Raw genomic sequence first — 26993 nt, forward strand, 5'->3', positions numbered from 1 at the left:
TATTAAGCCTCCGCTCCAGGTTGACGACGGTATGGTGCCAGCGCCTTGGTGGCACACTGCAACAGCTCATCGCGACTATCGGCCGACAGTTTGTCGCCCTGGTTGACCTGTTTGGTTAACTTAGCGTGGTGCTCGGTTAAATTATTGAGCGCCGCACGAATAGCGTCGGTCATATCATCCATTGAAACCTGATCAAACAGACCCTCTTCGCCAGCTAAAAGCAAGATTGACTGCTCAGCCACGCCCAGTGGGCTGTACTGCGGCTGTTTAAGGATGGCGGTCATCCGCTCACCGCGCACCAAGCGCTGCTTGGTTTCAGCATCCAGATCAGACGAAAACTGACCAAAGCTAGCGACTTCGCGGTACTGAGCCAGATTAATTCGCAATGAACCGGCCAGCTTTTTGATAACTGGCGGCTGAGCCGCTCCACCCACCCGCGAAACACTTAATCCAACGTTAATGGCGGGGCGAGTACCCTGGTTAAACAGATCGGTATCTAAAAAGATTTGGCCGTCGGTAATACTAATCACATTGGTTGGAATGTAGGCGCTAACATCGCCGGCCTGGGTTTCAATAATTGGCAGCGCGGTCAGCGAACCACCACCCTGCTTGTCGCTCAGCTTGGCGCTGCGCTCCAGTAAGCGTGAGTGCAGGTAGAACACGTCTCCCGGGAAGGCCTCGCGACCTGGTGGACGGCGCAGTAGCAACGACAGCTGTCGGTAAGCCTGGGCGTGCTTGGTAAGGTCGTCGTAAATAATTAACGCGTCGCCCTTGTTGTCGCGGAACTCCTCGGCCATGGCGGTGGCGGCATAGGGAGCCAAATACTGCAACGCTGCCGCATCCGATGCCCCGGCCGCCACAATAATGGTGTTATCCAGCGCGCCGGCCTGGCGCAGCTTTTCGGTCAGCTGAGCCACTCGCGACAGCTTCTGCCCAATTGCCACATACACGCTGACTACACCGCTGTCCTGCTTGGTTTGGTTGATGATAGTGTCGACAGCGATTGCGGTCTTACCGGTACCACGGTCACCAATGATCAATTGGCGCTGGCCGCGGCCAACTGGGGTAACCGCATCGATCGAAACCAAGCCGGTGGCCAAGGGCTGGTGTACCGACTGGCGGCTCATCACGTCAGGAGCCGGAGCCTCAACCGGGCGACGAGTCTTGGTTTTAATCTCACCCTTACCGTCCAGGGGCCGCCCCAGCGGATCAACCACTCGACCCAACAACGCCTTGCCGGCCGGAACTGTTAGCAGTTGATTGGTTGAGGTAACCCTCGCCCCCGCCATAATCGCTTGATCATCGCCAAGTACCACCGCGCCAACCTGATCCTGCAACAGGTTGAGCACCAAAGCCTGGACGCTGCCGGCAGCGGTCTCAATTTCAACCACCTCGCCCATCCGCTGGCTGCTCAGGCCTTCGTAGCTCACCACGCCATCACCCACCTTGAGCACTCGCCCCTCCGCCTTAAGCTCGGCCGGCGCCGAAAGTCCCTTAGCCGAATCAATAAGAGCCTGTTTGACCGCTGAAACATCGATTTTGGGGGTAGATTTTTGGGTATTAGCCATGGATTGCTCCTAGTTTAGTTAGTTTATGTTGCACGGTATCACGCACGACGTGATCACCCACACGTGCCTCAAAGCCACCAATCAGCTCCGGTTTAACCTGGTTGGTGTAGCTGTAGTGGCTGAGCCCAGCCTGCTTAGCTAGAGCGGCCGCAATCTGGTCAAGCTCGGCAGGAGCCAGCTCGTGAGCGGTGGTAATGGCAATCTCGGCCGTCTGATGCCGGCGAATAATCTCTTGCTCAATCGCCTGGACTAGCGAATCAACCTGATTACTGTAACCATTATCGGCCGCCAATTGCATGGTAGCCGCCGCCAGCCCCTCCAGCGGCTGATGCTCCAACTGGTCTACAAACTGCGCCGCTAGCGCTCGCTTTGATAGTTTTGGTGTCACTACTTGGCCGCTCCGGTTAATGCTTTTTTAACACTAGCCGCATCAGCCTTAGGACTGATCTCGCCACGAGTGACCTCGGTGGTAGCGGTGGCAACCACCTCACCCATCTCTCTAAGCAGCTCAGCCTGCGCCTTAGCCTGCTGGGAGGCCAAATGGCGCTCACCTTGGGCGACGGCCGCCTGAGCGTTCCCACGAGCCTCCGCAACGATCTGCTTGGCCTCATGCTCGGCTTCCAAGCGGGCGTCGGCAATCAACTGCTTAGCCTCGGTCTTGGCAGCCGCCAGCACCTTGTCGCGCTCATCCTGAGCCTGGGCCGCCTCAAGCTTGGCCTGCTGAGCCTGCTGCAAACTAGCTTCAATTGCCTTACGGCGCTTTTCGAGCAGGTTGATGATTGGCGGAAAGGCATACTTTTGCAGCACCCAGTACAGGATGGCAAAGTTGATCAACTGGAAGACCAGCGCCCCCAGGTTAATCCCTAGTGCGCCCAGTCCCCCGGTACTTTCGGCTGCAAACATGAACTGCATCTTAAATTATTTTCTCCTTAAACCCCTTCATCCCTACAAGAACAGGATGATGAAAGCGAACAGCAAGGCAAAGATGGCTAGAGCCTCGGTAAAGGCAATACCCAAAATCATGGTCTGCTGTACCTTGCTTTGCGATTCTGGGTTACGACCGATCGCCTCGACTGCCTTAGCGGCGATTAAGCCAATGCCGATACCCGGTCCAATCGCGCCGATGGCGATGGTTAGGCCGGCGGCTAGGTTCTTCATACTTTCTGCGTCCATTATTTTCTCCTTTAATCGTTCTTTAATGAGCTGCTTCGTGGCTGGTCGACATTGCAATAAACACCATCGTCAGCATCGTGAATACCAGTGCTTGAATAAAGCCAACAAAAATCTCGAGCCCCCAAAATGGCGTGGGTCCGAGTAGCGGCAGGAGCGCCGAAATCACGATCAGAAGCACCTCTCCTGCAAAGATATTACCAAATAATCGGAAAGAGAACGAGATCACCCGGGTAGATTCTAGAATAATCTCCTGTACACCCAGAATATTCATCATCGGATTACTCGAAAAGTACCGTCGTAGGTTGCCAATGACGCCAAGCTCCCTAATCGCGTAAACCTGGGTCAAAATCACCGAGATCAGAGCCAAGGCAATGGTGGCGCTGAGGTCGGCCGTGACCGCCCGGAACAAAGGCACCTCACCAATGGTAATGGTGTTAAAACCAGGAAGTTGGGCAAACCAGTTGTTGCCCAAAATAAATAGAAAGATTGTGGCCAAGAACGGAAAGTACTGGAGGGCTCGTTGGCGACTGCCAAACACTCCCACCATCTGGTCAAGCAGGGTTTCAATCAAGGCCTCAATCGCCCCGGCAAAGCCACCAGCTGGGTGCAGCTTAATCTGGCGGGCGGCGTACACCATGCCCCCTCCTATCAGGACCGTGGTGATCACCGCGGTCAACATAGAGTTGGTAACCACAAAAGAACCGATATGCGCTATCGGTTCAGGTGCCAAACTTACATGCATTTCGGCGGCCATATGGACTCCATTACCTGGTGATTATAGCAGCTACTTGCTGTCGATGGAATATGTAGATACAATGTAGATACAATTTACATAGGTCGAGTTAAGAATTATTTAATGTCGGGGTGCTAGCATGAGATCTCAGATAACTAAATGGGGCAACAGTATGGCGGTACGCATACCAAAAGAAATCCTAGAGCAAACTGGGATCAAGGCACAGCAAACGGTCGATATCCGGGCTCAGGAGGGCGCAATCGTGATTGAACCTGCACTAAGTCGCGAGGAGCAGCTTAAACAACTGGTTGAGCAGATTACTCCTGAAAACAGGCATGAGCTGATTGACTGGGGCGAGGATGTAGGTGGGGAGATTTTGGAGCCATATGAAGGCGAAATACCAAAGTTTGACTAGAGGCGATGTCGTTTGGGCCAACTTAAGCCCTTCCAAGGGCTCGGAGCAGCGTGGGCTCAGACCGGTTATCATACTAACACCTACGATATATCATGCCAAAAGCGGCATAATTGTGGTTTGCCCAGTAACTTCTCGGAGTAAAGGGTACCCATTTGAGGTCCCGCTCCCCCTATCAGGCACAGTTAGGGGCGTGGCTCTGTGCGATCAGATAAGAAGCATTCATGTTACCTCAAGGGTGAAGGGATTTGCCGGTCAGGTATCGAGTAGAACCCTGGCTGAGATCGAAGAAAAGCTCAAAATATTATTGCAGTTTAGCTAGGACTGAGTTCTTTAGTATTCTACTGCTATAATCACCCCATGACTAAAGTATCGGTTGAGTACGCTCACATATACACGAATCAACAGATTGCTGAGGAGCATCAAGTATCGCTCCAGGTTTTGAGCGGGGTTACTCAGGAGCTAGAAAATGCGGGTAAGAGTAGTTCTCTGGTGGTTCTGGTTGATGACTACTCCTTCCCCGATCCATCATTCGACTATAGCAAGTTCTCTGAATGGCTTGAGACACAGGGCTTTAAACCTGATTTATTGTTTCGAGAGAGCCAACTGATACCTGTATGCGACGAGGTGCTTTCGCTCGTTAACGACACGCAATTGAAGACTCAGATCAATGACTACATTAGGGCTAAAAAGTACCCTTGTTCATTATTTATTGCAGCGTGGTACCTACTTCGCCTTGGCAAGATTCAATCTCAGCTCTACCCTGTAGCACTACAATCGGATGAGCTGATTAATATCCTTCCCGAGAGCTTTAAGCCATTTGAAGATAAGGGGCTGGAAATTATCAAGGCTACCAAGTTTGCTAATGCCGCAGACTCTATAAGTTATAAGTTCTTGCCCGGCCGACTTATTGCAGTTTAAATGACTTGAGCGCCTCGACCGGGGTGTCGAAGCGCTCTCTGTGGCTTAGATGGCGGCGACTCACTCGGAGTAACTACTCTCCGTTTATCGAGCCGTCATAACCGTGAAGAGACACGATTGCGTAGCCATGATCACGGTTGGTGTTGCAGGTGTCGGTAGCAGCAGCGAGAGCCGCTACTAGGCCGAGAGCCCCGGCCCCGATGAGGCCAATCATCCTCCAGGGGTGCCCCCAGATGGCACCGGTCAGACGACCAAGGATGATCATGGGCGCCACCCCGCCCCGTCTTCCTCGATGTCGACCCAGAGAAGCTCATCAGACCCCTTTGAACCGATCACCGCAACCAGGCCAATGGCCCCGAACAAGGCGGCCACGGCGGCGGCCAGCTTGCGCTTCTTGTGCGTCATGACCTGCTCTCCTCCCGGTAGGGAACGACGTTGTACTGGCGCGGCCTGATGCGATCGTGAATTGAGTATGCGATGAGAGGAGCGATGAAGTAGGCCGCTACAGCCATCAACCCCAGCTTTACTACTCTACCCATCACCTACCTCCGATCTAGTAGCCGTCGGCGTGATCGCGCTCGATCGCCCGTGAAGCAAAATGAGCTCCGATGAAGCCAAACACTGCCGCAATCAAGGCAGAGGCTATCACGATTCCGGCGCAAACGAGGACAATGTCGGTCGTACTCAGGTTTGGCACAGCACCTCCCAGGGTGAGAATTTGCTTATGCTGGGTAGAATTTAACCATAAGCCAGGAGCCAAAGCAACAAAAAACCACCCTTGGGGTGGTTTCAGCGTTGAAATCAAAGTAGTGCAGTGTAAGGGCCATACAGTTCACCCATCGTTGTGCTGATCTAGTCAGCGAGGTCTCTCATAAAGAGAGATCGACCTAGAAGTATCGCAGCCGATATCAAGAGCACGTCTTGCGACAGCTCAATTAACATCGGTCTGGCCGTAGGTCATGCCTACGGAACATGTTGCCATGTCATTCTCCCTAGAAAGGAGGTGATCCATCCGCACCTTCCGGTACGGATACCTTGTTACGACTTCACCCCAATTACTGGATTTGCCTTAGGGCCTAGCAAAGTAGGCACGTCGGGCACTCCCAACTTTCGTGGTGTGACGGGCGGTGTGTACAAGCTCGGGGAACGTATTCAACGCGGTGTGCTGACCCGCGTTTACTAGCAATTCCAACTTCATGCAGGCGAGTTGCAGCCTGCAATCCGAACTGGGACCGGTTTTTTGGGATTAGCTCCCCCTCGCGGGTTGGCGACCCGTTGTACCGGCCATTGTATCACGTGTGTAGCCCGAGGCATAAGGGCCATGCTGACCTGACGTCATCCCCACCTTCCTCCCGGTTGGCCCGGGCGGTCTCGTATGAAACATACAACATACGACAAGGGTTGCGCTCGTTGCGGGACTTAACCCAACATCTCACGACACGAGCTGACGACGGCCATGCAGCACCTGTCACCAATCCAGCCGAACTGACTCCAGTCTTTCGATAGGATGCGATTGGGATGTCAAGCCTCGGATAAGGTTCTTCGCGTATCGTCGAATTAAACCACATGATCCACTGCTTGTGCCGAGCCCCGTCAATTCCTTTGAGTTTTAAGCTTGCGCTCGTACTCCCCAGGCGGCATATTTAACGCGTTAGCTACTTAGCACAGAGGGTCGATACTCCATACTAATAATATGCATCGTTTACGGCGTGGACTACCAGGGTATCTAATCCTGTTCGCTCCCCACGCTTTCGTACCTTAGCGTCAGGTGGTGCCCAGCAAGCTGCCTTCGCCATTGGTGTTCCTACCGATCTCTACGCATTTCACTGCTACACCGGTAATTCCACTTGCCTCTGCACTCCTCTAGGTATCCAGTATGCAATACAGTCCATATGGTTGAGCCACAGGATTTCGCATTGCACTTAAACACCCGCCTACGTACGCTTTACGCCCAGTAATTCCGGATAACGCTTGGACCCTACGTATTACCGCGGCTGCTGGCACGTAGTTAGCCGGTCCTTATTCCTGAAGTACCGTCATAATCTTCCTTCAGAAAAGCAGTTTACAACCCGAAGGCCGTCATCCTGCACGCGGCGTTGCTCCGTCAGACTTTCGTCCATTGCGGAAGATTCCTTACTGCTGCCTCCCGTAGGAGTCTGGGCCGTATCTCAGTCCCAGTGTGGCTGGTCATCCTCTCGAACCAGCTAAGCATCGTCGCCTTGGTAGGCCATTACCCTACCAACTAGCTAATGCTGCGCAAGCCCCTCCCAAAGCGCCCGAAGGCTTTAATCATAAATGATCACATGTGGTATTAGCTACCCTTTCGGGCAGTTATTCCTCACTTTGGGGCAGGTACTAACGTGTTACTCACCCGTCCGCCACTAACTCTTAGTGAAACCAAGCCCTAAAAGGATAGAGATTGATTTCATTAAGAGTCCGTTCGACTTGCATGTATTAGGCACGCCGCCAGCGTTCATCCTGAGCCAGGATCAAACTCTCCAAATAGTTGATACTCCGAAGAGTATCTGGTTGTTTGAACCCGCTGCTAACTGTTGTTAACTTTGGTTATTCTCAAAAGTGAACTGATGGTTTTCGTTTACACTGCACTACTTTAGATTTCAACTTGCAGCGTCAGGCGTATGGAGCTGGTGCCACCCAAAGCGCGTGCACGCTTTGGCAGACAAAAAATAGCCGACCCTTGGGCCGCTATCTAAGTGAGCTTCACACTTTCAAGACGTTAAGCCCAATTCTACTGGAGTGTTGCAATTGTGTCAACAGGTAAGACGTGGTTTAAGACTGGGGTTGGTTCTGATCTGGTGAGCCGGCAGACGACTGCTGCTCATCGAGACGATCAAGCGGACTGTGGTGCGGAATAATGGTTGGTGCCACCGCACCATCTTCGAATGGAGCTTTTAGCTCGGTATTTGCGACCTCAATGTGGTGCTGCCCTGGCGGCTGATAGGCCTGCGGGTCGTTTGCTGGGGGCTGAACGGCCGATGCGGCGGCCGGATTATTGGTTGGATTACTGGTTGGGGTTGCCGACACTGGCGCGGCCGCCTCGGGAGTAACACCAGCCGTCATATAACTTGAGGCGTCATAGCCACTCGATTGGCTGCGGCGGCGAATGAACCAAATACCACCCGCAATTAGCAGTAGCAGTACCACTACTAGGCTGATTATCATCGGCAGCAAGTTGCTTTGCTTAACGCCGGCTACCAGTATGGTTTGAGCGGTGTCGGACTCAAAGCTAAAGCCACCGGCATCTTGGTTGTAGGCAGTATCGCTCTTTTGCCACTGATTGTCCTTGTAGCCATACAGCACCGGCTTAAGCTGACCCATAGCGTCCTTGTCTACATTAATGGTGTACTTAACCGGCTGCTTAAAGGTTTCGATGGTGTCACCGTTGGACTTTTTACAGATCAGCTTATAGGGTGAAGATTTGGCCTCGGTCCCCTTTGGCAGAGCCACCTCAATCTCTTTGTCTTCAATAATGCGACAGTCGGCCTCCTCTTCGAGGGCTCCAGCCGGGATAACCACCGCCACGGCAGCGTTTTCGCTTGAAATAGTGGTTTCCTCGTCGGTCTTGGCGTTAGGCTGGAACTGACCGGTCGCAATCTCGCCGTCAACGCTCGCGCTGGCGTTGATGGCGGCATCGTAGGCAATAACTCGGTAGTAGTAGGTCTTAGAGTAATCGGCGCCAGTGTCGGTATAGGTTGTGTCGGTAACGTTGTCGTTAAGCATGTCCCAGGCGGTCTTATCGGTAGAGCGCTCAACGCTGTAACGTGATACCCCTATATTATCGGTTGCGGCGGTCCAACTTAAAGCCACCATGCCAGATGAAGGCGAGGTGATTTTTAGATCGGTTGGTGGATTCGGTGGAGTTGAATCAGTTTGGCTCGCAGCCGGGGTCGAAGCAGCCGGGGCGGCGGCGGGAGCGCTGGAGCGAGCCGCTGAGCTCGAGGCGACCTTGGGCTTGGCCGCCGGTGCTGAAGCTGGTTTTGGTGCTGCGGCAGCTGGTGCTGGTACAGGGCAGCCGCCGTTACTGGACGGCCCCGACTGAGTTGGACAGCGATCATCTTTGTCTGACACATTATCATTGTCAGCATCAGGATAGCGAACGTAAAACTCTAGATTATTGGTGACGCCGGCGGTTATGCTTACCGGAATATTGGACTTGATCGGACTATTCGGAGCCACCTCCATACCAGCTGGAAGATTGGTAAACTGGTTAAAGAAAACGTTGAACTTCGTACAGTAGTCAATACAACCAAAACCGCCGAGCTGCCCATTGCCATTACCGTCAAAAGGCATCCACCCACCGGTTACTCCGCGTCCACTATCTTCAAAAATGCTTACATAAATATAGGTACCACTTGAAGGTGGAGCTTTTTTTTGACCGCCCGATACGTCATACATCCTCACGATCATTCCGGTGGGGTTATTGTAGGCAAATGATCCTCGCAGCCACAGATAGCCCAGGCCGGCCGACAAGACAATTAGCAGCATTGCAACTACAGCGCTAAACCTCCGGCTGCGGATTAGCTTAGCGGCGCGCTTCTTTTTAGGATGCTTTTTGACCATATTAAGGCCATTATACGATAAAAACGCTTATGCTGTAAGTGATATTTTAACGGCGTTTTTTGGCGCGGGCCTTAGCGGCGCGCCGCTTTTTATTTGGCCCCTCAAACCAGATATCCTTACTGTCCTTGTCGCTAAGTTCGGCTAGCTGCAAAGGAACGTGTGGGCCATAGCTGTATGCCAGTAAAGCAAAGGTTGCCAGCGAGACGATTAGCAGCAAGCTTGGCCACAACAACCAGTTGGCTCCGGCAATGTTTTGCGAGATTAAGAAGACCAGCCCAAAACCAATAGCTGCAAAAACCAAGGCTGCCCAGAATCCTAGATGAATTGCCTGAACAATAGCCGGAACCCGACGATACCGGCGAATCACATAAAAGCGGGCCACAAAGGCCGCCACCACGAATACGGTCGACACCAGCAGTACGGCATACTCAACCATTTGGCCAACTGGTGTTGTAACAAAATCAACGACTCCACCTAGCTGATTGGCGTTAAACAACGCGGCAAACAGCAATCCAATAATCGCTCCGGCCATTACTTCGAGCGGCTTATGCCCCAGGATTTCGCGCAGCTTGTGCGGTGGGTGCTTAACCGGCACATTCCCTTCGTTCAATCCGTCGAGAATGGCGTTAATGGCTGCCGCTTGTTCGCCGGTAGAGCGCCTCACGCCAAAAGAGTCGTACATCACGATGGCAGCGAAGATGGCCGAAAGCCCAAAGATGGCTGACTGCGGTCCATCAATCAAAAAGGCGGTAAAAGCCAGCGAGCTGACCACGGCTGAATGTACGCTGGGCATACCACCGGAGGCATAAAGGTAACGAAAATCGATGCGCCCCTGCCCGGCGGCTACTAAAAACTTGAGCACCTGCGTAATCATCCAAACCAGTAGCGGGATGACTATGTAGGGGTTATACAGGTTCATCGCCGTTCTCCTTGGCGGGCAGTGTTGCCCCGTCGGAATCGGTGCTGCCAACCGCATCGGCATCCAGTTGAACCTCGCTGATCAAGGCGATTGAGGCCACCTTGTCGCCTTCTTTGAGGCGCATTATGCGAACGCCCTGTGTTGATCGGCCAATCAGCGATACGTCCTTAAGGGCCATTCGAATAACCTGTCCTTGGGTTGAAACAATCACCATATCATCTTTGTCGCTTTGAATCGCTCGCACATCCAGAGTCTTGCCGGTCTTATCGCTAACCACCCCGGCGCGAATACCAACCCCACCGCGAGCGTGCGTGGTGAACTGATCAACCTTGGTTCGCTTACCGTAGCCGTTCTCCATTACCACCAGCAGCTGCATGCCGGGCTGAACCACGTCCATACCTACCACACTGTCGCCGCTGCGCAAACGGATACCGCGTACGCCGCGTGTAGCTCGGCCCATCGGTCGGGCATCGGTCTCTTTAAAGCGTATAGCCTGAGCCAAGGCGGTCGACATCACAATCTCGTCGCTGCCGCTGGTCTGCTTGACCCAGCGCAGCTCGTCGCCGGCATCGAGCTTAATGGCAATCAAGCCGTTAGCGCGGACGTTGGCATAGTCGGTTAAGGGCGTCTTTTTGACGGTTCCGTGCAAAGTTGCCATAAACAAGTACTTGCCGGCGGTATCCTTGTTAAAGGTGTTGAGTGAGGTCACCTTTTCGTCTGGACCCAGCTGTAACAGGTTGACGATCGCCTGGCCTTTGGCGGTGCGGCTAGCAGCTGGAATCTCATAGCCCTTCAGTCGGAAGACGCGACCCTTGTTGGTGAAGAACAGCACCATATCGTGGTTATAGGTAAGAACTAGGTGTTCAACCACATCCTCTTCTTTGGTGGTCATACCCATGATGCCCTTGCCGCCACGGCCCTGGCTGCGATAGGTGTTGGCCGGGATTCGCTTAATGTAGTTACCCTGCGTTAAGGTGATGATAACCTGCTCGTTTGGCACCAGCTCCTCTTCGCTAAACTTGCCTAGCTCTTGGTCGATAATCTGGGTTCGGCGCTTGTCGCCAAACTTTTCTTTGAGTTCACTTAGCTCTTCTTTAATAATGCGCAGAATCTCTTTTTCGTCGGCCAAGATGGCTTCGAGTTTAGCAATTAGGTCGCGCAAGAAGGCTAAGCGATCTTCAATCTCTTGGCGCTCAAGGCCGGTTAAACGACCAAGCTGCATCGAGATGATAGCTTTAGCTTGAATGGTGGTAAGTTTGAACTTCTTAACCAGGTTCTTGCCGGCCTCTTCGCGGTTTTTGCTAGCGCGGATGGTGGCGATTACCTCATCAATGTGGTCGAGGGCGATCTTGAGTCCCTCTAAGATGTGGGCCTCGTCTTTGGCCTTACGCAGCTCAAACTCGGTGCGACGTCGAACCACTTGCTGGCGGTGTTTTACAAACTCACGCAGCATCATCTCAAGCGTCATGACACGCGGCTGAATTCCGTCAACCAACGCCAACATATTCACATGGAATGAGGTCTGCATTGGTGTCAGCTTATATAGCTGGTTAAGAATCTTTTTAGGATAGCTGTCCTTTTTAAGCTCAATCACCACCCGAATACCCTTGCGGTTGGACTCATCGCGTAGATCGGCAATCCCTACCACCCGCTTGTCCTTGTGGAGTTCAGCAATCTTGGCTACTAATGATGATTTATTAACCGCGTATGGGATCTCGGTAATTACAATCTGCTGGTTACCCTTTTTATCCTCCTCAACCTCGGCCACCGCTCGGACCACGATCGAGCCCTTGCCGGTTCCGTAGGCCTGACGAATTGCGGCGGTACCGTAAATAACGCCACCGGTTGGAAAGTCCGGACCCTTAATGTACTGCATTAGGTCGTCAACGGTAGCCTCGGGATTGTCGATCAAATGAGCAATGCCGTCGGCAAGCTCAGACAGATTATGCGGCGGAATGTTGGTAGCCATACCAACCGCAATACCCATCTGGCCGTTCAGCAACAGGTTTGGAATCTTAGCCGGGAGCACTACCGGCTCTTTTTCGTTGCCATCGTAGTTAGGGCGGAAATCAACCGTCTCTTTTTCGATATCAAACAGCATCTCGGCGGCAATGCGAGTCATGCGAGCCTCGGTATAACGCATGGCGGCCGGTGGATCGCCGTCAATTGAGCCGTAGTTACCCTGGCCGTCTACCAATGGGTAGCGCGAGCTGAACTCCTGAGCCAAACGCACCATGGCGTCGTAAATGGCGCTATCGCCATGAGGGTGGTACTTACCCATTACATCACCAACCACGTTGGCACTCTTACGGTAGCGAGCCGACGGGCGCAGACCGGTGTTGTTCATTGAATACAGAATGCGGCGATGAACCGGCTTTAATCCATCGCGGACATCGGGCAGCGCGCGCGACACAATCACGCTCATGGCGTAATCGAGGTAACGATTCTCCATGACGTCTTCAATTGAGGTAGCCTCTAGGGTGCCGGCGGTGGAGTCGCGCTCAATCTCCATAAGCGCGTTGGCTTGATCGACAGACTCAGCGGTAACCTCTTCTGGAGTAACTTCTTCGGGGGTTTCTTCAATTGGTGACTGGTTTTCTTCGGGGTTCATCTTTAAATATCCAGGTTAACAACATCTTTGGCGTGAGTTTGAATGAAGTTCTTGCGCAACAACACCTCTTCGCCCATCAACTTATTAAAGATGGCATCGGCTTTTTCGGCGTCGGTAATACTAACCTTCATGAGCACCCGGTTGGCCGGGTCCATAGTGGTCTCCCACAGCTGATCGGCATTCATCTCGCCCAAACCCTTGTAGCGAGAGCTGGTTGCACCGAGCTCTTTGATTTTGGCGCCAATGGCATCAATCATTTCTGGCTCTTCCTCTTCAGCCTCTGGAGCGGTGGCACCCGGAACAATATCGGCTCCTGGCTCATCGGCTTCATCCTCGGCCGGAGCGGGTTTTGGCTCGTCCTTGATCTTGCCACTACGCTTAGCCTCAAGTAGCTGGTCAACCAGCTCCTCTCGCTCCTCGTCGCTAAAGACGTAGTGCTTTTTGCGGCCAAGCTGTACTAGGTGTAGAGGCGGTTTAGCGATAAAGAGGTGTCCTCTTTGAATAACTTCCGGCATATTACGGAAGAAAAAGGTCAACAGCAGGGTTGAAATATGAGCGCCATCAACATCGGCATCGGTCATAATCACGATACGTCCATACCGCAGCTTACTTATGTCGAACTGGTCACCAATGCTGGTGCCCATGGCGACAATTAAGTTCTTGATCTCATTATTACTAAGCATCTTATCGAGACGAGCGCGCTCAACGTTGAGAATTTTACCACGGAGCGGCAAAATCGCCTGGAACTCCGAGTCACGACCGTTCTTGGCTGAGCCGCCGGCCGAGTCGCCCTCAACAATAAACAGCTCACTGCGCATGCGATCCTTGGTACGACAGTCGGCCAGCTTGTCGGCCATCGAGATGCTGTCGAGCGCACCCTTACGCATAACGGTGTCGCGGGCGGCCCGGGCGGCCAGTCGAGCGCGGGCGCTAAGAGTCGCCTTGCCCACAATCTTCTTACCCTCATTGGGGTTTTCTTCCATGTAGTAGTTGAACCACTCGCTCATCACCTGCTCAACCACACCGCGGACCTCGGGTGAACCCAGCTTATCTTTGGTCTGGCCCTCAAACTGCGGATCCGGCAATTTTACGCTAATAACGGCGGTAATGCCTTCGCGAATGTCCTCACCGGTCAGGCTATCTTCTTTTTCTTTAAGCAAACCGTTCTTACGGGCATACTCATTAACCACCCGGGTTAATGCCCGGCGGAAGCCCTCTTGGTGCGATCCGCCACCAGGAGTTGGGATGTTGTTGGCAAAGGTCTTAACGTTATCGGTAAAGCCTTCGGTGTACTGAATTGCCAGCTCAACCGTAACCTCACCCACCTGCTTTTCCACGTAAAATGGCGGCTGGTTGAGCACGGTTTTGTCTTTATTAAGATGCTCTACGTAACTGCGAATCCCGCCCTCAAAGTAGTAGCCGTAACGCTCACCGGTGGCTTCGTTGTGGGCCTTTAAATGAATACCCTTGGTTAGATAGGCTTGGTGACGCAAGTAATCGAGAACGGTCTGATAATTAAACTCGGTGGTTTCAAAGATGCTGCCATCTGGCCAGAACGTAATGGTGGTACCGGTATCGGTTGAAGTGCCAACCACCTTAACCGGCGCCAAAGGCTTACCTACCTCATATTCCTGACGATACAGCTTGCCGTTAAGGCGAACCTCGGCAATCAGCTTGGTTGAAAGCGCGTTTGCCACGCTGACACCCACACCGTGCAGACCACCAGAAACCTTGTAGCCGGAATTTTCGCCACCAAACTTACCACCAGCGTGCAGCACGGTCAGAACGGTCTCGAGGCCGCTCTTGCCGGTGGTCTTTTGAGTGTCAACCGGGATACCACGGCCGTAGTCCTTAACGCTAACACCGCCGTCGGCCAACATGGTTACCTCAACCGTGTCGCCGTAGCCGGCCATGGCTTCGTCGATTGAGTTGTTGATGATTTCCCAAATTAAGTGGTGAAGTCCGGCCGGGCCGGTGCCACCAATATACATACCGGGTCGCTTACGGACTGGATCAAGACCTTCGAGAACCTGAATCTGATCGGCACCGTACTGCTTCTGCTCTTTTGCCATGTAAACCTAATAAACTCCTACGACGTAAATCAAAAAGAAAGGCGTTTTCGCCACCTCACCTGCTTCTTATTCAGTATAACCGTTTTGGCTCCTGGGGGCAACTCCACCTCTTCGAGAAGGTGTTGGCTTATCTTGGGCGGCTCCGTTGGTGGCTCCTGCATTCGCTACTACGCTCGTTTCGGAGGCACCAACTGCGCCTAGAATAGAGACTAAGGACGCAGCAACTGCCTCCGAAACGAACGTAGTAGTGAGTGAAGGAGCCAGTTGCGGAGTCTTTAATAAAAGGCTGAATTGGTTGCCTTAACCATAAGCAAAATGGTTTAATAGATTATGAGAAACCGGTGTGATGTTTAAAAGTATTGTTGCTAACCTCAGTCTTCACCCTGCTGCCACCGGGCGGCTAACTTACTATTGGCGGCGCTTGCGCAAAGAGCAAGTCACCCGCCAGCTATCTGTGGTCCTGGCTATATTGCTGATGGGTGTACAGGTTGCTACGATCATAGCGCCACCGGATGCGGCCACCGCGGCATCCTCAAACGACATTATTAATGGCGGGATTAACACCAGTCACCCCCAACAGACACTGCTTTCAATTTATGACGGCAGCGGCGAGCTACAGGCACTATTTAATAACTACGGTATCACCCGTAACGATATCTCAAACACCCACCATGGCACACTTAACTCAAGCAATCAAAGCTTTAAATCGTTTGGGCGCAACCCCCACTCCAAGCAAGACAAAAAGGTGGTTATTGGCAGCCACACCTACTACGCCCGCCCGCTAAGCAGCTGGGGTAGCGATGTCACCTATAAGGTACTAGAGGGCCAAAGGGCGGTAGATGGTCGTTACTTTGCCATCATGATTAAGTGTGGCAACCTGGTGCTAACCGACCTGACACCCAAACCAATCACCCAGATTCAAAAGGGCTCCAGCTTTAGTAATGTCCCTCAGCCCAAGCCGACCACCTTTACTCAAACCCCTACACCAGCACCTGCGCCAACGCCGGTTACCCCAACCGTGGTCACTCCCACGCCCACCCCTACTCCAACACCCGTAACCCCGACACCTACCCCGGTTACACCCGTGGAGAACCCCAACATCCAGCAAGCCAAAACCGCCAAGCTAACCTCGGCGGCCGATGGCTCAACCCGTAACGCCCACGGCGCCACCGCCAACGCCGGCGATAGCATCGAATACACCCTGGTTACCACCAACACCGGTACCGGCGCCGCTAAGGACTACGTTGTCACCGAAAATGTACGCGACATCCTGGAGTATGCCGATATCACCGAGCTGCGCGGCGGCACCTTAACCGACGGTATTTTACAGTGGCCTAAAACCACCATTGCCGGCAGCGCCGCCTACAGCGTTAGCTTTGTAGCCCGAGTTAAAAACCCAGTACCAGCGCGCCCAACCGCCGCATCCGACCCTCAGTCGTACGACCTCCAGATGGACAACGTCTACGGCAACGTTGTTAGTACCGGCATCACCACCCCGCCAGCCAAGCAGGTTGAGGTAGCCGCTGCCACCCTGCCAGCCACCGGCCCAGGTGAAAGTTCGCTTATTGTCATGATCGTACTGGCCATGCTGGTGTTCTTTTACGCCCGTAACCGTCAGCTCATTACCGAGGCGGCGATCTTACGGGGTGACGCTACCGGCCAAGATCCGCAGAACCTGCATCATCGCCACAGGAGGCATTCATAATGGAACGACTTAATAATTCCGCCGAACAGAACCTTAACTCAACCGAGATCGAACAAGCTGCCGCCGAGCGGCTCAAGAACCTCGAGCGATCAGCCGAACGCATTACCGGGCCCGAAGACGGCGTTGAGGCCGCTCGCGAAAAACTACGGCAGGCCGAACGGCAGAGCGCCCAGACCGAGCGTGCCAGTATTCAAGAAGACCGCCCCAAGGCTCAGCCGATTAGCCTCGAAGCCAACTACCGCCACACCATGACTACGCTGCAGCATCGCCTCAAGCCAGCTAGCCGGACCTTTAGTAAGGTAATTCACTCCCCTGTGGTCGAGCGGACCAGCGAGGTGGTTGGCTCAACCATTGCTCGCCCATCGGTTACGGTCGGAGCTACCGGCGGAGCACTAATCTTTAGCACCACTCTTTATTTGTACGCCCGCTACTACGGCTTTACGCTTAAGGGCTCCGAGATCTGGATCGGACTGTTGGTTGGCGGCGTTATTGGCCTGGTGGCTGAGTTTAGCTTACGGCTACTACGCGGCCGCCGCAGCTCTTAGTTTTATTACGATTCAAGCTTTACTGATGCCAGGTCTATGGCTCGATCTTATCCCTGGATGACATTACCGTCATCATCAACGTAGATCTCGCCTGGCTGCAACTTCGGCTTACTGGGTGAATCAGGAGCTGGTACTGCTACTGGTGGTACTGGGGCTGAAGCGGCTTCCGGCGCTGGATTCATCTTGACTGGCTCCGGTGGCACAACCGGACCGGCCTTTACGGCCTGATGATCGGGGTGAACGATATTTTCGAGCTGCTGGTTGACGGTTGAAGCAATAGTGTCGGTAGCCGATGGTTTATCTGATTGTGGTGGCGGTGGCGTTGCAGCTAGAGCTGGCGACACAACATCACCTGGAGTCGGGCTAGGAGGTGTTGGCAGTACGATGCGCGGAGTCTGGCCGGCCTGCTCCTCGGTTGCAAGCGACTCTAGCTTGGCATTGGCGTGCTTAGACCGAGCCGGGGCCGCCGCGTCCTTATAGCGAGATGATTTGTTGGCGTGCTTACTGGACTTTGAATCAGCATGCGACCGTGGCTTATCGCTATGCGCCGGCTTAGCGGTTGATTTAGGTTGATCATGAGCTGGCTTTGGATGAGATTTAGCGGCCGGTTGCTGATGCTGGCGCTCACTCTTTGGCGTAGAACCCTTTTGATGGTGACTGCGGATCTCTTCTGTATCTGAGGGCTGTTCGCCATCAGCTAACCTGTGACTGCGATGGGTGGCGATCATGGTTTTAGCCGACTGTGACGCATCTGCCTTTGGTGGCTGTGGCTTAGGTTGAGGCGCGACTTCTTGAGGCTTGGGTTGTGGTGTCGGCGGCGCTGGCGGTGCTGCAACCGGAGTGACCGGTGCGGTAGCCGGAGCTACTGGAGCTGGCTGTGCTACCGGAGTTGGGGCTGGGGCTGGCATCTGAGCTACTGGAGACTGGCTATCAGTAACACCGTCACGCTCCTCCGCTTCAATCAAAAGCGGTGAGGCGGATTGTGATGCGCTAGTCTTACCATCGGTCTCGTGGGCCTCTATCAGCACCGGCTGTGGTACCGGCTTCGGCTTGGCCGCCTCAACCCCCACCACATCGGCAATGGAGGCGCTGTCGCCACTTGAAGTATTCTTTTGTTGCTCATAATCCGGGTTGATCGACTTAATATCCGGTGCTGGAGTCGGAACAGGAGCGGGAGCGGTCGGCTGAGCAACTGGAGTTGGTACCGGTAGCTCAGGTGGTGGGGCTGATGTGACTGCTGAAGTTGGAGCGGCCATAGCCGGATCAACCCTATCCCCGAGCTTAGGCAGGGCTGGGGCCGGCGTAGGAGATGGAGTTGGCTGGGCAACTGGAGGAACCGGTGCTACGGCGGCTTGGGGAGCGGGCGTTGGAGCGGCCTGAGGCGCTGTTGGGGTGGCAGGGGCTGGCTGGGGCGTGGCTGCCGCCTTGGGCCGGGGCTGATTTTGGAGCCGGGCAAAGATATCGGCCTCCACCACACCGCGCGGAACGCCAAACTTGGCGGCACTTAACTGCTTAACCGCCAGCAGCATCTCAGCATGCGGCTCTCCCAGTGGCGGTAGCGCGGTCATACTAAACGGTTGCGACGGCAATCCGCCCACCATCAATCTCATAACGGCGTTAAAGTTGGGCAGGTTGACCAGGTCGTGAACATCAAACACCGGCTCGAACTGCTTTACCAAAAACTCGGCATCCTCTGGCCCGGTACGGTAGCTTAGCATGGTGCCAACGTTACCAAATACCGCCTCGCGAATCTCGTCGGTTAGCTGGCCAATAAACTGGTTGGCCACAATTAGATTGAGTCGATACTTACGCGCTTCGCTCAGGATGCTTGCAAAGCTATCGGTGGCAAAGTTCTGAAACTCATCAACGTATAGCGAGAAATCAACACGATCGGCCTCAGGGATGGCGGCTCGGCTCATCGCCGCCTGCTGTATCTTCATTACGAATAGCATACCCAGGAGCTTGGAGTTCATCTCCCCCACCTGACCCTTACTTAAGTTGACTATCAGGATCTTACGCTGGTCCATGATCTCGCGGATGTTAAAGGCAGAATGAGTCTGGCCGACAATATTGCGCATCATTTCGTTGGTCTGGAAAGCCCCAAACTTACTGACAAACCAGCCTAACATCTCACTCTTATGATAGTCGCTAGTCTGGCCCATCTCCTTAGTCCAGAACTCCATCACGGTTGGGTCATTGAGATACTTAAACTTATTCTTTAAATAGGTGGTGTCGGTAAACACCTTTGGCAACTCAATAAAGGTGGCGCCATCCGGGTCGGCCATTAAGGTGAGAGCGGCGTTGCGGAACCAGTGCTCAAACCGCGGCCCCATGATCCCGGTGTGACCTGGGTCGTACAGTTTGTACAACATATTAATAGCTTCATTGACGATAAAGTCTTTTTGGTCAGGGCTGGAGAACTCAAACAAGTTGATCCCGAGCGGATGCTCAAGATCGGCCGGGTTGAAGTAGACAATGTCCTCGGCCCGCTCCTTTGGAACCATACTAATCAGCTTTTCGGCGGCATCACCATGAGGGTCAATAAAGGCAAAGCCATTGCCCGCCAACATATCTTGGACCATCAGGTTTTCTAGAATGGTGGTCTTACCGGTACCGGTTTGACCAACAATGTACATGTGTCGGCGGCGATCCTCTAGGTCGAGATGTATCTCTTTTTTGGTGCCGCGGTAAAAGTTATAACCCAACAACAGACCCTTGCTTGGCATATTAGCTGGGCCATCAACTTGCTTTGAGTGCTGCCGCTCCACCTGAGTAGTGGAGTTGAACTGTGAGTCCGGTAGATGGAACAGGGTGGCCAACTCGGGAGAGCTTAGAATGTTGTTCGATACCTCTGGTGGGAAAAAGCGAAAGATAAAGGCGGTTACCAGTCCCTGGATGTCACGCGCCTCTAAAAACTGGAAGCCATTACTTCCAGGTGCCTCAAACAGCGCAAATGCGGTGGTAATACCCCGCAACAGGCTCTGCGAACGATCATAGCTTGGCGACGACACCAAGACGCGTACCAGTATTTCGAATCCGGGGTGACGAACCTTCTCTTCCACCGCCTGCATCATGGTCTCTTCGAGCTTGCTTAGCTCGTACTGAGCCTTCTCTTTATGCTGCTGCTCGGGGGCCTTAACCGCTGCCATGGCTAAATCCTTAGGTGTAAAGCCAAGTCCGGTGGAATCTTTTTGATGACGCTTACTTGCAACTAGCTTCTTTGAGGCCTTAACCCAGCCGGGTTTAGCCGGTCGCAACATGATCTGGATTGCCGCTCCATCACCAAGTTGTAATTTTGACAACGTGTTAACTAGCGCTTCCATTGGATCGCGCTCCATCTGGTCGTAAAGCGCAATTGGATACGAAAACTTATGGCGCAGAGTCAACTCACCCCCTACCGTGCCGGTCAGCTTACCCTGAGGGCTGAAGATATTATGATCCTCAACCTCCTCCACTCTCGCACCCGGGTAAGCGGTAAAGATGGCCTGCTCAACGGTACTTACTAAAGCCACCGGAACCGCCACAAAGTAGTGAATCAAGCCGTTAGAGGCAATGATTTCAAAAGCAATGTGACGTTGGCCATAAAAGCTGCTGCTAAAGCCTTGCCTAGCGGTGCCAGCAATCAAGTCATATAGGGTTTGAGACTCCGAAATACGCTCGCGCATCATGTCCCTGGCATCACGGTTGGTTTGCTCCTCGTCACGAGGCGGCGGCAAATGGATTAGCAGCGGCACCATCTTGAGGCCCCGCTCAATCCCCTTGGCTCGGCGCAGTACACGACGGTAAGCAAAAAAGGCAATTGCCCCCAGAACTAGGGCGAACATAACAAAGATAACCAGCAGTAAATAAACGCCGTTCATGCTGTACCTACATCACCCTCCACCTTACCTACTTCGAGTCCGGCTTTTTAACCTCGTGACCATACCGCTTTTTGAGGTAGTCGGCCTGGAGCGCCTCAACCGCCTCTTCCTCGGTGTAGGGATCTTGCTTGGTCTGCTCTACAATCCGGTTGGCCTGATCAACCCACTCCTTTTCGATAACGTCGACGTCTCCCGCGACAGCAGGCGCGCCAGCTACAGGGGTGGCCGGGCCGGCTGGGGGTTGAGCTGACGGCTGACCTCCCTGGTTGCCATTGGTAGCACCATTAACATCCGGCAGGACCGGGCGAGCTACTGGGTCGGTTGGACCACCGGTTGGCGCCTGCGGAGCGCGTTCGGGCGCAATTGGCTGCGGTGCAGCCTCGCTAGCGGCCGGAGCCGGCTGCTCGGGGTTTGGCGGAGTTGGTAAATTGGGGTTTTGATTCGGTTGCATCGGAGTATCCTCTTGGCTACAGTATAACACTTATGTATATCTGTGGGGAGCGCAATTTTGATGACGGCAAACGGTCGCCTACTTGTGCACCCACACCGGCGTGCCAACATCGGCCCAGCCGTACAAAAAGGCGGCGGTTGCCAGCGGCAAGTTGACGCAGCCGTGTGAGCCACCGTAATAATAATCGGAGCCGCCAAAGTTAGAGCGCCAACTAGCATCGTGCAGCCCATAGTTGCCACTAAATGGCATCCAGTACTGCACAAACACGTTGTAGTTATAGCCGATGGCGTAGCCGTTAAGATTACGGTTGGTTTGTTTGGCTTGAATCGAAAACAGCCCGGTTACGGTAGGGTAACCAGCCCCGGCCGCTCCACTGGTAACCGGCGACTCGTAAACAACCTGCTTGTCCTGATACACCCACAGATGCTGGCGACTCAAGTTGATCTCGATGTAACGTCCATAATCCAGCGTAACCACGCGATTATACTCGGTCTGGAAGGCCACCTTTTTAGTTGGCGCCTCGACCGTTAGCGGTTGGCGCGCGCCCAAAGTAGCAGCAATCTGGTTGGCCAGGCTATCTTGATCGAGCTGCGTACCCTCCTGGCCGGCGCGCTCCTCGCTCGACTGGCCGTTCTCCACCCTTACCTTACGATTAACCGGATCAACATTGATCTGCTTGGATAGGGATTGCAGGTAGCTAATAATACCGTCGCGGTTGGGCTTGGCTAGCAGACCCGGCGGCTGATCGGCAGCCGACTTATCGTAGGTGACCCAGGAGCTCATTTGGGCCGGTGTTGGCCGGAACTGTCGACCCTGGTAGGTCACAACCACCGGAACCGCCAGCAGCTGCTTGGTTTGCTCAATAGCTGGCTGTAGATGATTGGACCGGATTCGGGCTTGCTGGGTTTGAGCCGTCAGAACCTCGGTTTTGGCATCGAGATTCTGAGCCTGGTGCTGAATGGCAGCCTCAACCTGGTCCGCCGACAACGACTGACCGGGCTTATCTGGCTGAACTTTGGGTACGCCATTTTCAATGGTAATAGCGGCATCGATGGCTGGCTGACCGGTGCCAACCACCACCTTATCGATAAAAGCCTTTTGCACCACCGCATCGGTGCCAAAAGCCAGCTTGAGGTCACGGCCATTAAAGGTTTGAGCCAGACCAAGTGCAGTTAAAGGCTGGTCACGGCCCTGCAAAAAAGCGTCGTCCAAAGTGGTATTAAGATCGTACTGCACTCCAACATCAGCCGGAGGAAGTTTGTATGGCTGGCCGGCAATCACTAGATTGACTCGGTATCCGTCTACCTTGTTCGCCAGAGCCTGGCGGGCCTGCGACCGAGTTAAACCACCGACCTCGAGACCGGCCACCTTAACGCCAGGATAAATCTTGCCAGCATACCAGGAGCTGAGCGCTAGTTGAGCCGCCACGACAACAAAGAAGAGCGCCCCGCCAACCAGCCATGCGAGCTGAATCCACCTCGACTGCGGCCGACCAAAGGCGGCCTCAAGACCCGGTACCGACTTCGGCTCCGGGTTAGCAAACAGGGGCGCAGGGTTTTTGCGACGCAACGACTCCAGAATCTGGCTCCACCAATATCCCTTGTATTATACCGCTTACGCTTTGGGCTGGCCAGAGCGATTTTACCGGGATTTTACGGAAGTAAGGCGGCTCGGCCCTACCGCAGTTGGGCGTTAAACCGCTTTTTTAAGCGATTCTGAACGTTCTCTACCTCCGCCGCCACCTCAGCTTCGGTCAGGGTGCGATCGTCGCGCACCAGCTGAATACGCAGAGTTAACGACTTTTTGTCTGCCGGCAGGTCACTACCATAGTAGTCGCCGACAAAGCTAATGCGAGCATCCTTAAGCCCGGACTCTACCTCATCCTTGACCTGCTGCCAGGTAATATCACGATCAAGCAGCAGCGTCACATCACGCTCTACGCTCTGAAACCGACTCTGCATCCGATAAGTTTTGGTTTGAGCCTGAGCTACCACCGTATCCCAGCTGAGCTCCATGTAGCCTACCTCGCCCTTCAACTTGTACTGCTGCACTAGACTCGGATGAAGTTGACCAATCAGACCGGCCAACTTGCCATTAACCATGACCTCGCCCGACCGAGTTGGATGCGCAATATGCTTATCGTAAACCTTTGGCCGAACCACAACCGCAACATTGAACTCGCGCGCTAAACGGTCGAGCGCCGCCTTAACGCTAGCGTAGCCACCAGTCGGCCCAACCGTCATAACACCTAGCACCTGGGTCTCGGTTGGCAGCTTACCCTCACCTTGCTTAAAGTAGGCCTTTGAAATCTCAAAAATACCGTAACTTTTAGCGTAGGTTCGATTGCGCGCCATGGTGTTGAGATGGCTTGGCAGCAGGGTTTCGCGCAAGTAGGCCTGCTCGCTACTGAGCGGGTTCTGCAGCTTTAAAAAGTCCTTGGCATCCCAGCCCAGGCGCGCAATATCATCCTTGCTAATAAACGAGTAGGTCACCACCTCAAACAAGCCCAAAGATAGCAGTACCGCCTTAGCCTGCCACAGCTGGTTCCAGCGATTATCAAAGCTGGCTTTAGCGGGCCGCCAAGCCGGGATGGTAGCCGGCAGCTTATCGTAGCCGACCAGCTTGATCACCTCCTCGGCCAGATCCTCCTCCATGGTTACATCTGGCCGCCACCATGGTACCGATACGCTAACCGCGCCTTTAGTGCCTTCTTTTGCGCCAAAAAGCAGCTTAGCTAGTTCGGTGGTGACTTCCTTGGGCTTGAGGTTAAGACCCAGAAACGAGTTGATCCGCTCGGGGCTGGCTGTGACTACGGTTTGGGTCGGTTGCTGTTCGATAATATCGACTGGCTCACCTACCACTTCGGCATCGACCAGCTCACTCAGGAGCTTAACGGCAGCGTTTAGAGCGCGCGGCTGCAAATCAACTGGAATACCACGCTCAAACCGAGCTGAGGCATCGGTTCTTAGGCCGTGGCGAATGGCGGTCTTGCGCAAGCTGGCCGGATGGAAGCTGGCCGCCTCCAGCAGGATCTCGGTGGTACTGTCGTCGATTTCAGAGTTGCCTCCACCCATCACTCCGGCAATACCAATCACCTTTTTGGTGTCAGCGATCACGATATCGGCTGAGTCAAGCTTGCGCTCCGTGCTATCAAGGGTCGTTAGTGTCTCGCCCTTCTTAGCCAAACGAACCTGAATGTCACCTTCGACCTTGCTGGCATCAAAGGCATGCAGCGGCTGACCGTACTCCAGCATGATGCAGTTGGTGGCATCAACAATTGGGCTAATTGAGCGCACACCCGCCGCCTGGAGGTGCTGCACCAGCCACTGCGGTGAACGCTTATCGGTCTTAACCTTAAGGCGAACCAGCATAAACCGGTTGGCCAGCCCCGTCTTGGCGATTGAGGCACCCTTAGTGGTTGAACTCTTTAATTGTTCAGGGTATTCCAGCTTCAATTTTTGGTCGGTTTGAGCGGCAACCTCACGCGCCACACCAATCACACTGTTGAGGTCCCAGCGATTAGCAGCGGTTTTTACATCAATCACATCATGTTGCTGAATAATGTTGTTAATTTTACTACTAATCTTGATGTTTGCTGGCAAAACCATGATGCCGGAGTGGTCGGAGCTCAGGCCCAGCTCAGACTCACTACAAATCATGCCGTGTGAGTGCACCCCTCTCAGCACCGCTTGCTCTATCTTGGTCCCATCAGGTAGTACCGCTCCGACCTGGGCTACCGGAACCAGCTGCTCCTCTTGAATATTGGGAGCGCCACAAACAATGCTTAGTGTAGATTTTCCTACATCAACCTGCGCCAGCTTTAACTTATTGGCGTTCGGGTGCGGCTCAAGATCTACAACCTTACCGACCACAATCTTGTCATCAAATGGCTTAGCTAGCAGCACCGCTTCAACCTCGACACCGGCTAGTTCCATGGCGTCAGCCAAGGCCTGCGTTTTAAGTGACTTGGTTAAAAACTTGTTAACCCACTCGGCTGAAAGCTTCATTAAAAATGCTCCAAGAAGTTAAGGTTTGGGCGCCAGAACTCGCGCACATCCGGCACGTCATGCTTAATGGCAGCAATTCGCTCCGGGCCAAAACCAAAGGCAAAGCCGCTGTACTTGGTTGCATCAATGCCAACATTGCGCAGCACTTGGGGGTGAACCATACCGGCGCCACCCAGCTCTAGCCAACCGGTGCCACTACAAGTCTTACAGCCCTTACCAGCACAAATAACACAGGTCGCGTCCATCTCGACACCCGGCTCCACGTACGGGAAGTAGTTGGGGCGCAGGCGGACCTGAGTGTTCTCGCCCAGCAGTCCCTGCATCATGGCCATAAGTGTACCCTTAAGATCGGCCAAGGTGATTCCCTCATCAACCACCAACCCCTCAATCTGGTGGAACATCCAGACGTGGCGAGCGTCCTCATCCTCGTTGCGATAAACCTTACCTGGTGACACCACTCTAATTGGGGGTTTATTATCCTCCATAAAACGGATTTGCAGGTTAGAGGTATGGGTTCGCGGCAGGTTCCCACCCTCCAAATAAAAGGTGTCCTGCATGTCGCGGGCCGGATGACCCTCGGGAATGTTGAGCGCCTCAAAGTTGTACCACTCGGTTTCGATCTCTGGGCCATCAATCACCTGAAAGCCCATCTGCCAAAACACTTTCACTGCATCATCAATTAAGCTTAGTACCGGATGAGCATGACCCCACTCGTTCGGCTTATCAACCGGAGCGGTCACGTCAACGGTAATGTTCTTAGCCTCAGCGTCAATCTGAGCGCGCTCAAGGTCTTGCTTGGCCGCGTTTAGCGCCGCCTCAATCTGCTGGCGCACCTCATTAGCATCGGCGCCGGCCTGCTTGCGCTGCTCTAGTGGGAGCGATCCAACCTCGCGTAATGTTTGCGTTACAACACCTTGTCTACCGAGGTACTTTACCCGAGTAGCTTCAAGCTCTTGAGCGCTTGTTGCTTTTTTTACATCGGCAATAATTGCCTTAATATCAAGCTTTTTCATCGCTTTGCCACCATGTAAAACTCAATCAAGATAACAAACAGCGCCAGCAACAGAACATCTCGTATACTGAGCTGCTGCAAACTGCTCAAGCCCAGCAAAACTACCACGTAACCACCTAGCAGTAAGCCACGACGGACTGAGTTGGTAATTAACTGGTTTTTACTAGCTTTGGGGCGCAGTTTGCGCTCTGCCACAAAAGCTGCCACGGCAATCCAGCTAGCGAGGCCCACTAGCAGCGCTACAAACCATAGTGTAACCCCAAAAGGTCCGATTGCTGCCGGAGTGGTCGCTATTAAAACTAAGCCGCAGATAGCTAATGCGCCTGCTCCGGTTACCGATGCTGTTCCAATGTAGCCCTTGGCCACGCTTACCTCTCAATCTTTGATACCAATTATGGCAAAAAGACCACCAGTAAGCAATTA

General features: G+C 53.7%; 20 protein-coding genes, 1 rRNA gene and 1 pseudogene. 5 read left to right on the forward strand and 17 right to left on the reverse strand.

What is annotated here, in order from left to right:
* Positions 1-2: 2 nt before the first annotated feature.
* From EPO04_02215 to EPO04_02235, 5 genes are read right to left on the reverse strand one after another with little or no spacing between them, the layout of a single operon-like run.
* Positions 3-1568 carry a F0F1 ATP synthase subunit alpha gene (locus EPO04_02215; GenBank protein TAK88906.1) on the reverse strand — a complete coding sequence of 522 codons (1566 nt, stop codon included), beginning with the start codon at positions 1566-1568 and terminating at the stop codon, positions 3-5.
* The gene (locus tag EPO04_02220; protein ID TAK88907.1) at positions 1561-1977 is read right to left on the reverse strand and encodes a hypothetical protein; all 417 of its coding nucleotides are present in this window, start codon (positions 1975-1977) and stop codon (positions 1561-1563) included. Before EPO04_02220 ends, EPO04_02215 begins: the two co-directional genes overlap by 8 nt.
* A complete protein-coding gene (atpF, locus tag EPO04_02225) occupies positions 1956-2480 on the reverse strand; it encodes an ATP synthase F0 subunit B (protein TAK88908.1) in 525 nt (174 codons plus the stop codon). The genes EPO04_02220 and atpF overlap by 22 nt, the downstream gene beginning before the upstream one ends.
* Positions 2481-2513: 33 nt before the next feature.
* Entirely contained in the window at positions 2514-2741 is a 228-nt protein-coding gene (gene atpE / locus EPO04_02230) for an ATP synthase F0 subunit C (GenBank protein ID TAK88909.1), read from the reverse strand.
* Between the two features lie 22 nt (positions 2742-2763).
* Positions 2764-3495 (reverse strand): F0F1 ATP synthase subunit A, encoded by a 732-nt coding sequence (locus EPO04_02235; GenBank protein ID TAK88910.1) that lies wholly within the window; start codon positions 3493-3495, stop codon positions 2764-2766.
* 118 nt (positions 3496-3613) lie between these two features.
* Between EPO04_02235 and EPO04_02240 the strand changes: the two genes are divergently transcribed.
* The 3 genes from EPO04_02240 to EPO04_02250 are packed head-to-tail and all read left to right on the forward strand — an operon-like array spanning position 3614 to position 4807.
* Positions 3614-3889 (forward strand): AbrB/MazE/SpoVT family DNA-binding domain-containing protein, encoded by a 276-nt coding sequence (locus EPO04_02240; GenBank protein TAK88911.1) that lies wholly within the window; start codon positions 3614-3616, stop codon positions 3887-3889.
* The gene (locus EPO04_02245) at positions 3861-4208 is read left to right on the forward strand and encodes a type II toxin-antitoxin system PemK/MazF family toxin (protein ID TAK88912.1); all 348 of its coding nucleotides are present in this window, start codon (positions 3861-3863) and stop codon (positions 4206-4208) included. The genes EPO04_02240 and EPO04_02245 overlap by 29 nt, the downstream gene beginning before the upstream one ends.
* A gap of 38 nt (positions 4209-4246) precedes the next feature.
* Positions 4247-4807, forward strand: a complete 561-nt coding sequence (locus EPO04_02250) for a hypothetical protein (protein ID TAK88913.1) — start codon at positions 4247-4249, stop codon at positions 4805-4807.
* A 73-nt stretch (positions 4808-4880) separates the two neighbouring features.
* Here EPO04_02250 and EPO04_02255 read toward each other — a convergent pair whose 3' ends face one another.
* The 6 genes from EPO04_02255 to EPO04_02280 all read right to left on the reverse strand — a co-directional run bounded on the left by EPO04_02255 (position 4881) and on the right by EPO04_02280 (position 14990).
* Positions 4881-5072 (reverse strand): hypothetical protein, encoded by a 192-nt coding sequence (locus EPO04_02255; GenBank protein ID TAK88914.1) that lies wholly within the window; start codon positions 5070-5072, stop codon positions 4881-4883.
* 727 nt (positions 5073-5799) lie between these two features.
* Positions 5800-7308, reverse strand: a 16S ribosomal RNA gene (locus EPO04_02260).
* Positions 7309-7597: 289 nt separating this feature from the next.
* Complete coding sequence (locus EPO04_02265) at positions 7598-9388, reverse strand: hypothetical protein (protein ID TAK88915.1); 1791 nt, start codon at positions 9386-9388, stop codon at positions 7598-7600.
* 46 nt (positions 9389-9434) lie between these two features.
* Positions 9435-10370, reverse strand: coding sequence for a divergent PAP2 family protein (locus EPO04_02270; GenBank protein ID TAK88916.1), 936 nt, complete (start codon positions 10368-10370; stop codon positions 9435-9437).
* A complete protein-coding gene (gene gyrA / locus EPO04_02275; protein ID TAK89289.1) occupies positions 10294-12819 on the reverse strand; it encodes a DNA gyrase subunit A in 2526 nt (841 codons plus the stop codon). The genes EPO04_02270 and gyrA overlap by 77 nt, the downstream gene beginning before the upstream one ends.
* Before the next feature lie 101 nt (positions 12820-12920).
* Entirely contained in the window at positions 12921-14990 is a 2070-nt protein-coding gene (locus tag EPO04_02280) for a type IIA DNA topoisomerase subunit B (protein TAK88917.1), read from the reverse strand.
* 346 nt (positions 14991-15336) lie between these two features.
* On the opposite strand from EPO04_02280, the gene EPO04_02285 reads away from it, so the two are divergent.
* Together EPO04_02285 and EPO04_02290 are read left to right on the forward strand one after the other, a co-directional pair.
* Positions 15337-16695 (forward strand): DUF11 domain-containing protein, encoded by a 1359-nt coding sequence (locus EPO04_02285; GenBank protein TAK88918.1) that lies wholly within the window; start codon positions 15337-15339, stop codon positions 16693-16695.
* Positions 16695-17240 (forward strand): hypothetical protein, encoded by a 546-nt coding sequence (locus tag EPO04_02290; GenBank protein TAK88919.1) that lies wholly within the window; start codon positions 16695-16697, stop codon positions 17238-17240. The genes EPO04_02285 and EPO04_02290 overlap by 1 nt, the downstream gene beginning before the upstream one ends.
* A gap of 1442 nt (positions 17241-18682) precedes the next feature.
* On the opposite strand, the pseudogene EPO04_02295 reads toward EPO04_02290, so the two are convergent.
* The 6 genes and pseudogenes from EPO04_02295 to EPO04_02320 form a co-directional block, all read right to left on the reverse strand.
* Positions 18683-21100: pseudogene (locus tag EPO04_02295) on the reverse strand (DUF87 domain-containing protein).
* Between the two features lie 28 nt (positions 21101-21128).
* Entirely contained in the window at positions 21129-21551 is a 423-nt protein-coding gene (locus EPO04_02300) for a hypothetical protein (GenBank protein TAK88920.1), read from the reverse strand.
* A 78-nt stretch (positions 21552-21629) separates the two neighbouring features.
* Entirely contained in the window at positions 21630-23120 is a 1491-nt protein-coding gene (locus EPO04_02305; protein ID TAK88921.1) for a hypothetical protein, read from the reverse strand.
* A 107-nt stretch (positions 23121-23227) separates the two neighbouring features.
* Positions 23228-25558, reverse strand: coding sequence for a phenylalanine--tRNA ligase subunit beta (locus tag EPO04_02310; protein ID TAK88922.1), 2331 nt, complete (start codon positions 25556-25558; stop codon positions 23228-23230).
* Positions 25558-26571, reverse strand: coding sequence for a phenylalanine--tRNA ligase subunit alpha (locus EPO04_02315; protein TAK88923.1), 1014 nt, complete (start codon positions 26569-26571; stop codon positions 25558-25560). Before EPO04_02315 ends, EPO04_02310 begins: the two co-directional genes overlap by 1 nt.
* The gene (locus EPO04_02320) at positions 26568-26936 is read right to left on the reverse strand and encodes a hypothetical protein (GenBank protein TAK88924.1); all 369 of its coding nucleotides are present in this window, start codon (positions 26934-26936) and stop codon (positions 26568-26570) included. Before EPO04_02320 ends, EPO04_02315 begins: the two co-directional genes overlap by 4 nt.
* Positions 26937-26993: the final 57 nt, after the last annotated feature.

The sequence above is a fragment of the Patescibacteria group bacterium genome, assembly GCA_004297735.1.
Classification (GTDB): Bacteria; Patescibacteriota; Saccharimonadia; order UBA4664; family SCTI01; genus SCTI01.

Excerpts from the sequence above, each read along its gene's own strand:
- EPO04_02300 (TAK88920.1), bottom strand. The coding sequence starts at position 21,551 with ATGCAACCGAATCAAAACCCCAATTTACCAACTCCGCCAAACCCCGAG.
- atpF (TAK88908.1), bottom strand. The coding sequence starts at position 2,480 with ATGCAGTTCATGTTTGCAGCCGAAAGTACCGGGGGACTGGGCGCACTA.
- gyrA (TAK89289.1), bottom strand. The coding sequence starts at position 12,819 with ATGGAGATTGAGCGCGACTCCACCGCCGGCACCCTAGAGGCTACCTCA.
- EPO04_02265 (TAK88915.1), bottom strand. The coding sequence starts at position 9,388 with ATGGTCAAAAAGCATCCTAAAAAGAAGCGCGCCGCTAAGCTAATCCGC.
- EPO04_02290 (TAK88919.1), top strand. The coding sequence starts at position 16,695 with ATGGAACGACTTAATAATTCCGCCGAACAGAACCTTAACTCAACCGAG.
- EPO04_02285 (TAK88918.1), top strand. The coding sequence starts at position 15,337 with ATGTTTAAAAGTATTGTTGCTAACCTCAGTCTTCACCCTGCTGCCACC.
- atpE (TAK88909.1), bottom strand. The coding sequence starts at position 2,741 with ATGGACGCAGAAAGTATGAAGAACCTAGCCGCCGGCCTAACCATCGCC.
- EPO04_02280 (TAK88917.1), bottom strand. The coding sequence starts at position 14,990 with ATGGCAAAAGAGCAGAAGCAGTACGGTGCCGATCAGATTCAGGTTCTC.
- EPO04_02255 (TAK88914.1), bottom strand. The coding sequence starts at position 5,072 with ATGATCATCCTTGGTCGTCTGACCGGTGCCATCTGGGGGCACCCCTGG.
- EPO04_02240 (TAK88911.1), top strand. The coding sequence starts at position 3,614 with ATGAGATCTCAGATAACTAAATGGGGCAACAGTATGGCGGTACGCATA.
- EPO04_02270 (TAK88916.1), bottom strand. The coding sequence starts at position 10,370 with ATGCCGATGCGGTTGGCAGCACCGATTCCGACGGGGCAACACTGCCCG.
- EPO04_02250 (TAK88913.1), top strand. The coding sequence starts at position 4,247 with ATGACTAAAGTATCGGTTGAGTACGCTCACATATACACGAATCAACAG.
- EPO04_02235 (TAK88910.1), bottom strand. The coding sequence starts at position 3,495 with ATGGCCGCCGAAATGCATGTAAGTTTGGCACCTGAACCGATAGCGCAT.
- EPO04_02310 (TAK88922.1), bottom strand. The coding sequence starts at position 25,558 with ATGAAGCTTTCAGCCGAGTGGGTTAACAAGTTTTTAACCAAGTCACTT.
- EPO04_02245 (TAK88912.1), top strand. The coding sequence starts at position 3,861 with ATGAAGGCGAAATACCAAAGTTTGACTAGAGGCGATGTCGTTTGGGCC.
- EPO04_02215 (TAK88906.1), bottom strand. The coding sequence starts at position 1,568 with ATGGCTAATACCCAAAAATCTACCCCCAAAATCGATGTTTCAGCGGTC.
- EPO04_02315 (TAK88923.1), bottom strand. The coding sequence starts at position 26,571 with ATGAAAAAGCTTGATATTAAGGCAATTATTGCCGATGTAAAAAAAGCA.